This is a genomic window from Zhongshania sp. (genome assembly GCF_047636175.1).
Lineage (GTDB): Bacteria > Pseudomonadota > Gammaproteobacteria > Pseudomonadales > Spongiibacteraceae > Spongiibacter.
This window is the reverse complement of the sequence record NZ_JBLIKC010000006.1, coordinates 155,646-168,989: the sequence shown is the minus strand read 5'-3', so window position 1 is coordinate 168,989 and position 13,344 is coordinate 155,646. Positions and strand designations below refer to the sequence as shown.

Here is a 13,344-nt window from a genome sequence, read left to right as displayed (position 1 = left end):
TTCGGCAAGGGCGCCTAGTGTGGAATGATGATAATTAGCGACGCGCGCACCTTCCTCTATCAAGAAATCTAAATGCGCTGCGCTTTATAATTCGTATGCATCGCGAGTCTAATCTTTATCGCGATTAAGCAGGATAATTCCATTTGAATCAGGGTGTTAGCAAGTCTGAAATGATTTTTCATTTGCGTACATCCTGCATTTGATGTGGAATCCTTATGCTTTGAGCATAATCATTTCTCAATAAAAATCACATCCTTAAGTGAGTTCCACCATAATTCATGAGCGCAATGCTGCTGAATTCGAGTTTGACTGGACTACCCTGGCTAATGTCGACAACTCAGCGCTGACCGCTTATGTGACGCAGGAGTTAATCCCATCAGGTTTCCACGCCTTTGTCCTGACCTGGTTGTGAGCTCAATAGGTCAGCGCAACAGTCTATCTTTACTTGCTAAAGGGGATGGTTATGGCACAGCGAGGAAGGCCCGGCATCAGTTCGTAAAATAAGCGTTTAATCTGGCAGTTATGGCTAAAAGGTCAATCACCTAGTGATATTGGGCGGGCTCTAGATAAGCATGCTGGCTCTATATTTGGCGTACTTAAGCTAAAAGGTGACATTACACCTGCTGCTCGACTGAGACGGCGGACGTCACTGACACTTTATGAACGAGAACAGATTTTCCGATGGATTTCTTCTACCGGAGAGTTCTTCTTTGTCATCTTTGTAGAGGACGGCAGCTGTCACGGCGATCATGATGTAGCCGCGGCCCGCCAGTCGATCTGCTTATTGCTGGAGTAGGTCACGGTGACCACCGCCTCTTCCGCAACTTCAAACCGCTCCGACAGATAGACTACGAGTTTTCCCCGATCGATGATAAAAGATATGGCCATCGAGGTGACATCGTGATGCCAACCGGAGGTGCCGAGCCGGCGTAACGTGGGGAAAAATGCGCCGGCATGACGTAGCTGACATTCGGATAAAGTTTAAACATCAGATAATTTTCATATCATGATTACTGGAACGTATAACGGAAGTCCAAATGGTAGGAAGGTTCATCCGGTAGCGACGCGTATATGTAGTTGCCAGCGATTAACGGCTGATCCAGCGTTAACACGTTTTCTTTCTGACGAGTCAGGTTCTTCGCATTGAAAATTAATGACCAGCGACCCCCCTCTTCTTTGATGCCGATACGCGCGTTGACCTTGGTGGTTGCCTCCTGCCTGGAGAATGGGTCATTGTCGGTATCGGTAAAGTGTTTGCCCTGATAGATGGCATCTACACCAACCAAAAGATTAATACCGGTATTGAGTAACGGCATATCAAGAGACGTGTAGAGGCTGGCACTCATTTCAGGAGCGAAAGCCAACGGTTGATCAGAAAGATCCTGAAATGAAGGGGCAGTAGGATCATCCTGGGGGCCGGTATTCTCGTTATAGCAAGACGGATCACCGGTACCGGAAGCAGTACCTGCTATTGGAACTGCGCATAGATATTCAGCGTACTTGGCATCGACGATGCCACCACTGCCACCGATGGATAGATAAGGTACCGGCGGCAACCAGAAAAAGTCAAACTCGAAGCCCGTCGTTGTTGCATCTGCAGCATTGGTCACGAAAATTTTAGTGCCGTCGAAGTTGCGCACCTGCAAGTCAGCGTATTTAGTATGAAAAAAGGCACCGTTAAAAACCAGTGAACCGTCAAATAGTTTGCTCTTGAAACCGATTTCGTAAGCATCAGCAGTTTCCGGCTCGAACGTCAGATTGTCATCAGTAAATACTGCCGCAGCAAAACCACCGCTTTTGAATCCCTGGGTGTAAGTCGCGAATATAGTCAGGTCCTCAAGCACCTCCCAAGTTGCTGTTAACTTTGGCGTGAAATCATAATCACTGCCTTTGAGTACTACGTCGAAATCCTCCTGACCTGTTGTGAACGGCCCCAATCCTGGCAACCCGTCTTTGCCAGATGAAATATTCCCGACGCGTTTGTCTTCGCCATAGCGCAGACCGAGTACAAGGGTCAGTGTGTCGGTCACCAGCCAGTCGTATTGCATGAAGTACGCTACGCTTTCAGTTTCCACTGCGGTACTAGCAAACAACCTTTCTCCCTGGTCCTCATCATCAACAGTCAGAGGAAAGGGGACGGATGGAAAAAATGCGAAATCAGATTGTGGGTCGTAAATAGCACCAGCACCTATAACATAAGCTGCGAAACCGACGCCATTAGTCTGTGAGATGGTAGTGCCATTCGCGGTCTCTGCGGCAAAAGCACCGATCAGAAAATCGATGCCGCGGCCAATGCCGAACAAACCCGGTAACGTGCCGCCAAAGCGGACTTCAACGTTTTGCTGCTCATAGTAATTCGGCTCGTCCGGGTCAGTTCCAAAATTAATAAAGTCAATCGGCGAGAAGTCGCCGTCTATGGCGTAAGGGCCCTCAAACTCTGACATGCCTGCGATGAACGTCATATTAAAGTCGTTAGTGTATCCAACATCACCCCAATCTTTGGTGTACTTGATGTTAGCTGAAACGGTATCGCGATCAGAGAACGTTGGACTGTCCATAGAGGTTGTGTTGTTCCATGGATCATCTTCAAATTCCGGGTCGCCAACATCGGGGTCGCGAAACTGATCCTTTGAACGCGGACTGGCTTTTGCTATTTGTGTGATCAGTCCGACCTCACGGTGCTTTGACGCCCAAAAATTCAACAACAAGGCAGAAGATTCGTTGATAAACCACTTCAGTTTGAGCCGGCCACCGAGATCTTCAATTTCGTTCTGTTCGTTGCGGGCTGTGTTATAGACATGGCTATCAACATACCGCGAGCGAAGAGCGATTCGGGCGGCCAACTTATCTTCAATAATCGGAAATGAGACCGCACCTTCAGCGCGCAGGTCGTTGTACTTGGCTTTGGCCAAATTGATATAGGCGTTACTATCGAAGTCCGGGTCTCGTGTGGTGATACTGAAAACGCCGGCAATGGTGTTTTTGCCAAACAGCGTACCCTGGGGTCCGCGAAGCACTTCCATTCGAGCCATGTCGAAGGCAGTGTCGTTGATATAGGTCGCGCGGCCATAAAATACGTCATCGATAGAAAGCCCTACCGAAGGCTCAAGGCCGCGACCCAGTGGCGGCGTACCAAAACCACGAATGGTCAGTACCGGCGAATGGCCCTGTGAGGCGTTAAACTTTACGTTCGGGGTGTACTGCACTAATTCCCCGATATCGGATATCGCCTTGTCGTTGATGAAGTCGCTTTCAAAACTGGCCACAGAAATCGGCACGTCCTGCAAGTTTTGCGCTCTTTTCTGTGCGGTAACGATGACCTCTTCGATGACCCGACCCTGACCGAGCGCTGCTGAAGCGGTTACAAAATTAACAAAAACTAAGCCGACGATGAAAATACGTTGCAACATGATTGAAGCCTATCCCGTTATTATTATGCTGCAATCTAATTTCAGGTGCAGCAAGATCAGCGTGGAATCCTACAAGAACTGGGCAGGCACCACCACGACCTGCCACGTCCTCTTTTTTAAAATATTATTAATGTTATTTATCATCATTTTAGGATGTATATATAAAGCTAGATAGAGAATATTTCGCATTCCCACGATTCCTCAAATTCTGGCGGGGTGTGTACTGCGTATTGCGCCAGGATTTGGAAATTTGCCGGTAGACCTCGTCCCAGCTGACCGCCAGACCATGCATCGTTTAAAAACTTTTTTGATAAATCCAGTCAGGCTAAATATCGCGGTTTCGCGATACGTGCTTAGTTTGAAAATAAAAAGCACTGCTTATCATTGGCTAAATTCTGCATTGAGATACTGAGTAAATTTAATCTCAAATCCGACATAACCTCCGGCCTCAATTTATGATTTCCAGTCGACGTCATAATGACGCAAGCTATAAACAATGCATAAGGTACGGCCCAACTATTGCCTACATCAGTACTAATATTTTTTATTTTAGTTGTGGAAAGCGCTCTAATTTTTATCGATGCCGTGCCATAACGATGACGCTTTATTCTGCCTTCTTTTCTAGCCGCATCGGCCTTCCCAGGGTTCGCTAGGCAGGGAAGTCGATTCTCTGATATTTCCCGGTTAAATTTTGACCACATCTAATGCAATCGCTGCTGACCCTTGTTTCATCGAAGGTTTTCGTCGGAGGACGGGATTCCGGCTCAAAACCGGGAAATTTCCCTGTTTTTTTAACTGGTTCAGGGAAAATTACGGAGACGGGTTAGCGGTGGACTGCATCCACCGCCAATATATAAAAAGCCCCAATCTCTCGACGGGGGCCTTTTTAACGGTCCAAGCAAACGCTTCGCTAGCTCAGATACTTAAGCTGCAGTAGAGATCACTGCACCCTGATCGCCCAGGTCTTCACCACCAAAGGCTTCAAGAACCGCTGGAATAAACTTAGCGAACTCGGCGCTCATAATTGCAAAGTCGACATCGAACTGGTCGGCGGCGCTTTCGGTGTTCACATCACCAACCTTGTCTTGAATAAGGTCGCCAAAGTTAAGCCGCTTAATAGTGAGCTGGTCGTCCACAATAAACTCAATGTCGCCAGTCCAGCGCAGTGCTATTTTGTTGACGAACATACCAGTTTGAATATGGTTGGTGATTTCGGTGGTACACAAATTTTGATTTTTACAGCGAATAACAGCACTTTCATCGGCTTTATCGCGCAGTTCACACTCGCCACCTAATTCAAAACCCGCAGGCGCACTGCCCTGAGCAAGCCACTCAGTCATTTGATGCTGAGCGACATTTTTAGCTTTGAGCGGAATGACCGGCAAACTACCTAAAGATTCGCGTAAAAAGTTCAGTAACTCTTCTGCACGATTATGCGAGCCGCTATTAACGATCAATAAGCCCTGTTCAGGTGCGATGTAGGCAAAGCTGCGATTAGAGCGGGTAAACGCACGGGGAATAAGTGAGAAGGTAATCTCATCTTTCATATCGCTGCGCTCTTTGCGGCTTGGCACGCGGTCTTCTGCGGCTTTTATTTCTTCTATCTTTTCAGCAAGGACTTCGTTTACCACTGACGCCGGCAAAATTTTATCCTGCTTTTGCGCGCAAACCATGATGCAGCCATTGGTAGTATGAATATATTCACTGCCTTGTGAACCCAAAGGCATTGTCCAGCCATAGCTAGACACGTCCTGACTATTACAGGGTGCGAAACATTTTTCGGCGAGTTTTTCATTCACCTCTTCCGCGGTCAATGTAAAAGGCTTGGTAAAACGGTAGATAAGAAGATTTTTAAACCACATGTAAATTGCTGCCTATACTGCTGTAAATGAAACAATGGATTTCAGCCGGCCATTGTATTACTTAATGATTATTGGTGTTTGAAAAGTTGCCTAAAGATTCAAGCTTGTTAATGTGCAATCGCGGCATCGGTAAACGCGGTGCTCATTGCAGCACACTGTGACTCATCAAAATAGCGTTTACAAATTTCTTGCAGGGCTTTATCTGGGCGGTTTTCGCAGCGCCCTTCCCGATCATTAAAACTCTGACCTATGCGCGCGCAGCGCTGCGCAGATTCCTGCAATAACAGCACACCGCTTTGCGAATACCATTTATCAAGATCAGTGAGTATTTGTGCCTTCATTACCACCGCACTGTAGCCAGAACTATTATTCCAGGTACTCAAGCGCGCCACGTTCCTGCGCTGCCAACTTTCCCATAAGTCTGGCAAACCAGCGACTTCGCCGTCTTTTGCAAGCGGCGTATTTTCCTCGATATCTTGTAAGAGTACAGATTTAAGCTTGGCTAACTCACCTTGGGATAAAATTGTGTCGCGTAGCGCCGTCGAAAAACGCGTATTTAAACGCTGTTTATACCATTCATAGCGGCTATCGAGTCTATCGCGCAAGTCGTCATCTGGCAGAGCCGCCGGCGCTTCGGTGAGTGCAGCTGTCTGGCCAAAGCTGATATATTTAGCGCCCCGCTCACCGACCTGAATACCAATACCTATGGGTTTACCTAAGTCATACCTACGATAACTTTTTAAACTCCCATAATGCATGGACGTCACCGGCCCATGATATAGCCACTTACCATCATAGAGCGCGTCAACATTTACTGCGGCGTCGGTAACTTTGCCGTGCCGATAAATTCGCAGACGATGGAAGATACCGCCATTGTCGATGTCTTTTGCGGAGATCTGCAGCACCGAGGCGGGATAATCCTCGCTGAGCGCATAAAATTCGCCCTTATCACAATTGTAGGCAAAGGACTGCAATAAGTGCTGTGGCACGGTTAAGTTTGGCGCGCGCTCGCAATCGCCTAATAGCGCCAAGCTTGAAAAGCTACCCGGCTCAAAATAAAAATACTGTATTGGCTGCGGCAAAATCTGGTAATTAAAATACTGGCGTTCCACTACGAAAAAGGCCTGCTCAGAATTTTGAGCACTAATTTTGATAACACCACGTGGTAGACCTTCGCGAAAACCAGCTTCAAGCAAGAACGGTCCCGCGAGATTACGATGCACTACGGGGAAGGCTTCTAAGCGATTTTTGGGGCTGATATTACGCCGGTATTGTAAATATTGATTATCCCCCGTCATCGCCATTAACGGCGGCGCGCGGAGTGGATTTAAATCGGAGTACGGTGCCGACCACTGGCTTTGCGTGCCTTGCGCCAACACATTGTGCTCTGAGTCTGCAATTGTGAATGCGCCCGTAAACGACAAGCTACTTTGGGCGATGTTAACGCTAAAGTTGCCGCTCAGCGTTAACAGCAGAGTGTCATTATTGGTGTCGAGATACGACTGCCTAAGCTCGCCGCGTAACGGGTAGCCTTGGCTATCGAATTTTCCGCTAAACTCGGAATTGATCAAGTCTTGGTATTTGAGATTACCTTCTAAAAACACATCGTGTTTGTACAGCCCAGTGAAAATAGGCGCGGTCTGAGCGTCAAGGACAAAATGTTTGTTTTCGACATGACCCGCGCAAGCGCTTAGCAGCAATATCAATAAACACCACGCTATATAGCTGTGTCGCTTGGCCATACACCCCACCCCTCCATTGACTCATTTTTATTGCGGGCAATCATACCTTAGTCACGCCAATATGAATTGATCTGTATCACAGCTTTGACGTAAATGTGGGCGTTTATGACATTCTTGCCACCGCCGCTCTGGTTCAATATAAGTACTACTTTAGACGCCAGGAAAGCAATATCGCGCCCTAAATTAGCGATGAGCAAGCCAAAGAGCAGGTCATGAGATATGATCGCCCCTTTGTCATAGCATCACTTAACAGACTGATACTAAAACCATAAAAGAGCCCCATCAATGACACACGCTTTAGTTAGTATTTTAGTCGCCGGTATATTCTGCCAGTGGTTGGCATGGCGCTTTCGACTGCCGGCCATTGTCTTGCTTGCTGCCTGCGGCCTTTTGCTGGGCCCGATAACCGGCTTAATTGAGCCCAGTGTCGACTTTGGGCCCGGCTTGACCGGCATTACATCCCTCTTTGTCGCTATTATCCTTTTTGAGGGCGGACTCAATCTGCAATTTCACGAATTGCGAGAAACCGCGCAAGTCACCCGCCGCCTTACCTCCATTGGCGTCTTGCTGGCCTGGGGCATCGGTATAGCCGTCGCCCATTTTGTTGGCGGACTAAGCTGGGGCGTCGCATCCCTGCTAGGCGCGATACTGGTGGTTACTGGTCCAACGGTGATTATGCCGCTGTTAAAACACGCAAAGCTCAATCGCAGAACGGCTTCCTATTTGAAATGGGAAGGCATCATTAATGACCCCATCGGCGTCTTGCTTGCGGTATTGGTTTACCAATACCTGCTCTATTCCGGCGAAGGTCCCGCCCTGCAATCAATATTCGCGAGCTTGGCGTCCGCTGTAGCGACATCTATTGTATTAGGTGGCGGTATTGCCTACGGCCTTGGCCATAGCTTCCGCAAGGGCTGGATTCCAGAATACTTAAAAGCGCCCTCCATCATTGCCTGTGTCTTAGCGGTCTACGCCCTGTCTGACCTTGTACAACATGAGTCGGGCCTGCTCGCCACTACCTTAATGGGTGTGGTGATGGGTAATATGGGCTTGCGTAGCTTGGACGAAATGCGCCGCTTTAAAGAGTACATCACCCTTATATTGGTCTCTTTTCTATTTGTGGTTCTCACCGCCTCACTGACAAAAACCGCGCTGCAATCCATTCACTGGCAATTGGTCGCCATGGTGTTTGGCTTTGTTTTTGTGGTTAGACCACTGGCGGTGTTTTTGGCAACTATTCGCACCGACTGTAGCTGGCAAGACCGCCTGCTTATAGCCTGGATTGCACCGCGCGGGGTTGTCGCCGCGGCTTCCGCCGGCGCATTCGCTCCAGCTCTCATTGACGCTGGTTTTGAAGATGCCCAGTACTTGGTGCCCGCAGTTTTTATGCTGATATTTGCAACCATCATCGCCCACGGCTTTTCTCTGGGGCCGCTCACCAAATTATTGAAGTTGGGCTCGCCTGGCAAAGGCCGTATTTTGATCGTCGGCGCCTCGCCTTGGACGATTGAATTAGCCATTGCGCTAAAAAATGTGAATCAGGAAGTGGTTCTTGTTGACACCGAATGGGGTCGGCTGCAATCGGCGCGACAACAGGGAATAGACACATGGTTTGGCGAGGTACTGTCTGATATGGCAGACGAAGCGATGGCCTTAGATAATATTTATACGGTGTTAGCCGCCACGGGCAACAGCCATTACAACTCTATGGTGTGCAACCATTTTGCGCCGCATTTAGGACGCCATAGAGTGTTTCAGCCCTATGACAGTGGCTCTGAACGCAATAAACGGGTGGTCTCTGAAACTCGCCGCGGCATAACGGCGTTCTCCGGTAATATCACGTTTGCCGAGTTATGGACGCGAATGATCCGGGGCTGGTCAATACGGAAAACCGTGATTACCGACACCTACGGCGAGAAAGACTTCCTGGCCAAACTTGCTGATGACGCCATTCGCCTGGCCATCATTCCCGAAAATGGTAAGCTGGAATGGTTAAGTCAAACCACCCGCAAACTTCAAACGGGGGACACTGTGATTAGCTTTGTGCCACCAGAATCTAAGGAGCCAGAACTAGCGGGGCCAGACCCTATGAAAGCAGAGCCCAAGAAACCGGGACCTGACAATGACATAACACCTAAGCTTCCAGCATAAAAATAAATAAAGGTAATTATTATGACGCCACTTCGCAGCCCAGATTCCTGTTTCAATAATTTACAGGACTACACTTTTGCACCCCACTACCTTCAGCTAGACGATACCGAGGGCGGTGAATTGCGAATGCATTTTGTGGATGAGGGGCCAAAAGATGCGCCGGTGATACTGCTTATGCATGGCGAGCCGACCTGGAGCTATTTGTATCGACATATGATTACGCCCTTGGCCGCTGCCGGTTTTCGCATTATTGCACCAGACCTTATTGGCTTTGGGCGCTCAGACAAACCCAGCCAGCGCAGTGACTATACCTATCAGCGTCACGTCGACTGGATGCGTTCTTTGCTGGTCCAATTAGACTTACAAGACATCACCTTATTCTGCCAAGACTGGGGCGGTTTAATTGGCCTGCGTCTGCTTGCCGAAGAGCAGAACCGCTTCACGCGGACCATAGCCGCGAATACCATGCTGCCGACTGGCGCGCAGCATCCAGGTGAAGCGTTTATAAACTGGCAGCAGTTATCGCAGAATATCGCGGTGTTTACGGTGGGTAAAATTATCGCGGGCGCCTGCGTTAAACCGGTCTCTGCTGAGACGATAAAGGCTTATGACGCGCCCTTCCCCGACGAAAGTTATAAAGCCGGTGCACGCCAATTTCCGATGCTGGTTCCGATTACAGCAAACGACCCCGCCGCCGAAGCGAATCTAGCCGCATGGGACATTTTAAGAACAATGGAAAAACCGTTCTTAACCGCCTTTAGTGACAAGGACCCAATAACTGCCGCGGCTGAGCCGGTGTTTCGCAGGCTAATTCCAGGTGCGCAGGGACAAGCCCATTCGACCATTGTTGATGGCGGGCATTTTTTACAGGAAGATCAAAGTGAAAAACTGGTCGAAGTAATATTAAAATTTGTGGCTGAAACAGCGCCCAGCTAGAGCCAGCTTGCTGTAGCGTGAACGGCTAGCGTCGCGCTACAGCAGCACACCAAGAGTAATCTACAAACCCATAAAGTCGGGCACATTAAACACCCAACTCTTTTCTTCTTTGCGGCTACTAATACGCCAACCTTCCGGCGTGCGACGGTAGGTATCCACATACCAAAGTCCAAGCATAAAGACCTGTTTGTCTTCGCCTAGGGGCATTTCCATGGGATTAAAACACATCACTCGGCCACTGCCGGTGTCACCGTCTACGGTAATTTGGACATTGGCATTTAAATGTTGAGAGGCGCTAAATGCAGGCAGGGCCTCTTTCAAAAAAGCCAGGGTTGAGGGACGATCACCCACCGTGCCGCCAAATGCACTGTAATCTATATGGGAATCGGCTGTGAAAACATCATTGAGCTCATCCACGGCTTTGCGATCAATAATATCCGCGTAGTGATACAGCATGTCCTGAATTTCAAAGCGGTCAGACATTTCCTGCAGACTTAGAGTCATAATCTAGCTCCGTTATTATTATTTTATTCGCCGACATTGCGCCTTAGCCTCGTTAAACAGAGCTAAGGCGCAATCGCTTATTAATCTAGTTTAAATACTTTGCGAGCATTTTCACGCAAAAACTTAGGCCAAACTTCATCTTTAAACGGCACATTCGGCATGTCTTTGAAAATGCGATCCAAGGACAACCCCATTGGGAAATAACCGGCATACATGATCTTATCGGCACCACGACTATTCGCAAAATTAATAATTTCAGTCGGGTAGTGCTTCGGGGCAAAGGCACTGGTCATATAATAAAGATTGGGGTATTTAAGCATGAGCTTCCAAGCCAACTTCTCCCAAGGCTCAGCACCATGACGCATAACCACTTTTAACTCAGGGAAAAACCAGCACACCTCGTCAAGCAGTTCGACTTTCTGGGGGGCCATCGGTAAGCGCGGACCAGGCACACCAACACAGGGGCAAAACGGGATATCTAGCTCAACGCATTTTGAGTAAATCGGATACCATTTCTTGTCGTCATAGGGCACTTGTGGGCAGAGACCAGACGCAAAACCAGTGATGGCTTTGATGCCGTAATCCTTGTGTAAACGAACGATCTTACGGACTTCATCCATGCCGTTATTGGGATTTACTTCCAAGCTTGCAAAGAAACGGTCGGGATAAGACGCGAGTGCTTCTTTAGCGATTTCGTTGTGGTCATCAATACCCAGCATCGCCCGTTCAATATTGTGTTTGTCCATCTGTTCGATGGTATAGGCGATATAATCTTCTTTCTTGCCACTATCAGGTATGTCTTTAAACATATACTGGGCCGGCATTTTGAACATATTGCGGCTTTCTTCGTCCATCAGCAGTGGTTTCATAAACTCGTACCACTGGCTATTGTCTTCACCCGGTACGCTGAGCATCAGATCAATGACCTTAATATCATTTGGCATGGCCATGCAGTCGGCTCCTTAAATTTATTATTGAATAATGATGCCTAACATTGCATCAGATAAGCCAACCATTTTTGACGATATGGGCCGCAGTCTCAATAACAATAGACGTCATCAAGATAAGCAAAATCGGTCAGTCAGAAAACCTAAAACAGCTTACTTAAGCACAGCGCGCAAACGCTCTGCCATGCCATCTAGATCATTCTGGAGCGCAGGTTTACGACCGTGGATTTGCATCGGCTTGCCGTGAAAACACGGAATAAGGTGGGTATGGTAATGGAAGACTGTCTGGCCAGCAGCGCGGCCATTAAGTTGGTGTATACCTAAGCCATCGGCACCGGTGACACGTTTAATAATGGGAGCAAGACGGTGAGACTGTAGCGCTAAGGCACTGACTTCGGGCTTATTTAAGCTGAAAATATTATCATGATGCTTAATAGGAATAATCAGGGTGTGACCAGCGGACACTGGGGCAATATCTAATAGGCACATCACGTCATCGTCGCGATAAAGAATATGCCCGGGCGCTTTACCAGCAATAATCTTACAAAAAATACAATTTTCCGATGTCATTTCATCGCCGAATAAACCACCCTGCACGCTTACACCTCAATCGGTAGCGAATCTAACTCATGGACACCCTGGTAAGGCCGACTTTCTGTGGCGATAGTTCTAAACCGATAAAGACCATCATCATCTAATTGCCTCTCCATTCGGCCCTCGGCACATAAATAATGCAGATGCGCGATGCTCTCGCCAAGCGCCAAGCCAAGCTGCGACATGCCAATTTTACGAGAAAACAATACACTGAATAAATCGATGGCAACTTGAGGCTCGACACAGGCTTTTTCAACTGCCGCCAGATGCCCTTCATGATGGTCAATAAGATAATCTAAGCGTGCATGCACACCATAAAATGGCGCATTGTGCGCAGGCATAACCAAGGTGTCGGCATCGAGGTCGCGCCTAAAACGACGCAGTGCGTCAAACCAGTCTTGCAGCGGGTTTGCCTCTGGCTCAGACGCCATTACACTGACGTTTGAGGTAATGCGCGGAATAATCTGATCACCAGACAGCATCAACTTATCTTCAGCGCAGTACAAAGACACATGTTCTGGGGAGTGACCTGCACCAGTCATCACTAACCATTGCCGCCCGCCTATTTCAAGAACTTGGCCTTCCTTCAAACAATTGAACGCCGTTGGCAATGGCTCAACAATAGAGCCAAAGCCACGCATATTCGCAGCCTCGCTTTGCAGGTAGTCATCGCCCACGCCAGCGCGGCGGTAATGCTGATCGGCGGTCCAGCTCATCTTGCCAGGTTGCAGCGAGGTAAACGCACGCGCGGAGTAATATTCGCGGAAGCTCATATACAGAGGCACCCGCAAGCTATCGCACAGCCAGCCAGCTTGGCCTACGTGATCGGGATGCATATGCGTACAGATCACACCGAGCACCGGCTTAGATGACATCTGATTCGCGAGCAGTAATTCCCAGCGCTCGCGGGTGTCTCCGAGTTTTATACCGGTGTCGACAATCCACCAGCCCTTGTCATCTTCCAGTACATAAAGATTAATGTGATCCAGCACCATCGGCAGCACCATCTGCAGCCAGTAGATGCCTTTGGCAACTTCCTGCCACTCACCTTTCTGCGGCACCTCGGTAAACGGATATTGAATGCCCGCCTTAGAATTACTACTCATAACAAACCAACTTTAAAAATTTATTTACATATAAAACAACAGGTTTCATACCAAATGACAGGTAACACTTTATAGTTTATTTCGCTGCCGCT

General features: G+C 48.3%; 9 protein-coding genes. 2 read left to right on the top strand and 7 right to left on the bottom strand.

Features of this window, described 5'->3' with window-relative positions; all coding sequences use genetic code 11:
* Positions 1-1,010: 1,010 nt before the first annotated feature.
* From ACI955_RS05265 to ACI955_RS05255, 3 genes are all read right to left on the bottom strand, one after another.
* Positions 1,011-3,410: a TonB-dependent receptor gene (locus ACI955_RS05265; protein WP_415242681.1), complete on the bottom strand. Its 2,400-nt coding sequence runs from the start codon at positions 3,408-3,410 to the stop codon at positions 1,011-1,013.
* A 923-nt stretch (positions 3,411-4,333) separates the two neighbouring features.
* On the bottom strand, positions 4,334-5,272 hold the full coding sequence (rdgC, locus tag ACI955_RS05260) for a recombination-associated protein RdgC (protein ID WP_415242680.1): 939 nt from the start codon (positions 5,270-5,272) through the stop codon (positions 4,334-4,336).
* A 107-nt stretch (positions 5,273-5,379) separates the two neighbouring features.
* The gene (locus ACI955_RS05255; RefSeq protein WP_415242679.1) at positions 5,380-7,014 is read right to left on the bottom strand and encodes a hypothetical protein; all 1,635 of its coding nucleotides are present in this window, start codon (positions 7,012-7,014) and stop codon (positions 5,380-5,382) included.
* A 285-nt stretch (positions 7,015-7,299) separates the two neighbouring features.
* Between ACI955_RS05255 and ACI955_RS05250 the strand changes: the two genes are divergently transcribed.
* Together ACI955_RS05250 and ACI955_RS05245 are read left to right on the top strand one after the other, a co-directional pair.
* The gene (locus ACI955_RS05250) at positions 7,300-9,165 is read left to right on the top strand and encodes a cation:proton antiporter (RefSeq protein WP_415242678.1); all 1,866 of its coding nucleotides are present in this window, start codon (positions 7,300-7,302) and stop codon (positions 9,163-9,165) included.
* A 21-nt stretch (positions 9,166-9,186) separates the two neighbouring features.
* Positions 9,187-10,101, top strand: a complete 915-nt coding sequence (locus tag ACI955_RS05245) for a haloalkane dehalogenase (protein ID WP_415242677.1) — start codon at positions 9,187-9,189, stop codon at positions 10,099-10,101.
* Between the two features lie 60 nt (positions 10,102-10,161).
* Here the strand turns inward: ACI955_RS05245 and ACI955_RS05240 are convergent, their stop codons facing one another.
* From ACI955_RS05240 to ACI955_RS05225, 4 genes are all read right to left on the bottom strand, one after another.
* On the bottom strand, positions 10,162-10,605 hold the full coding sequence (locus tag ACI955_RS05240) for a nuclear transport factor 2 family protein (RefSeq protein ID WP_415242676.1): 444 nt from the start codon (positions 10,603-10,605) through the stop codon (positions 10,162-10,164).
* Between the two features lie 80 nt (positions 10,606-10,685).
* Positions 10,686-11,555 carry an amidohydrolase family protein gene (locus ACI955_RS05235; RefSeq protein WP_415242675.1) on the bottom strand — a complete coding sequence of 290 codons (870 nt, stop codon included), beginning with the start codon at positions 11,553-11,555 and terminating at the stop codon, positions 10,686-10,688.
* A gap of 150 nt (positions 11,556-11,705) precedes the next feature.
* Positions 11,706-12,122: an HIT family protein gene (locus ACI955_RS05230; protein ID WP_415242674.1), complete on the bottom strand. Its 417-nt coding sequence runs from the start codon at positions 12,120-12,122 to the stop codon at positions 11,706-11,708.
* A 29-nt stretch (positions 12,123-12,151) separates the two neighbouring features.
* On the bottom strand, positions 12,152-13,252 hold the full coding sequence (locus tag ACI955_RS05225) for an MBL fold metallo-hydrolase (protein ID WP_415242673.1): 1,101 nt from the start codon (positions 13,250-13,252) through the stop codon (positions 12,152-12,154).
* Positions 13,253-13,344 lie beyond the last annotated feature (92 nt).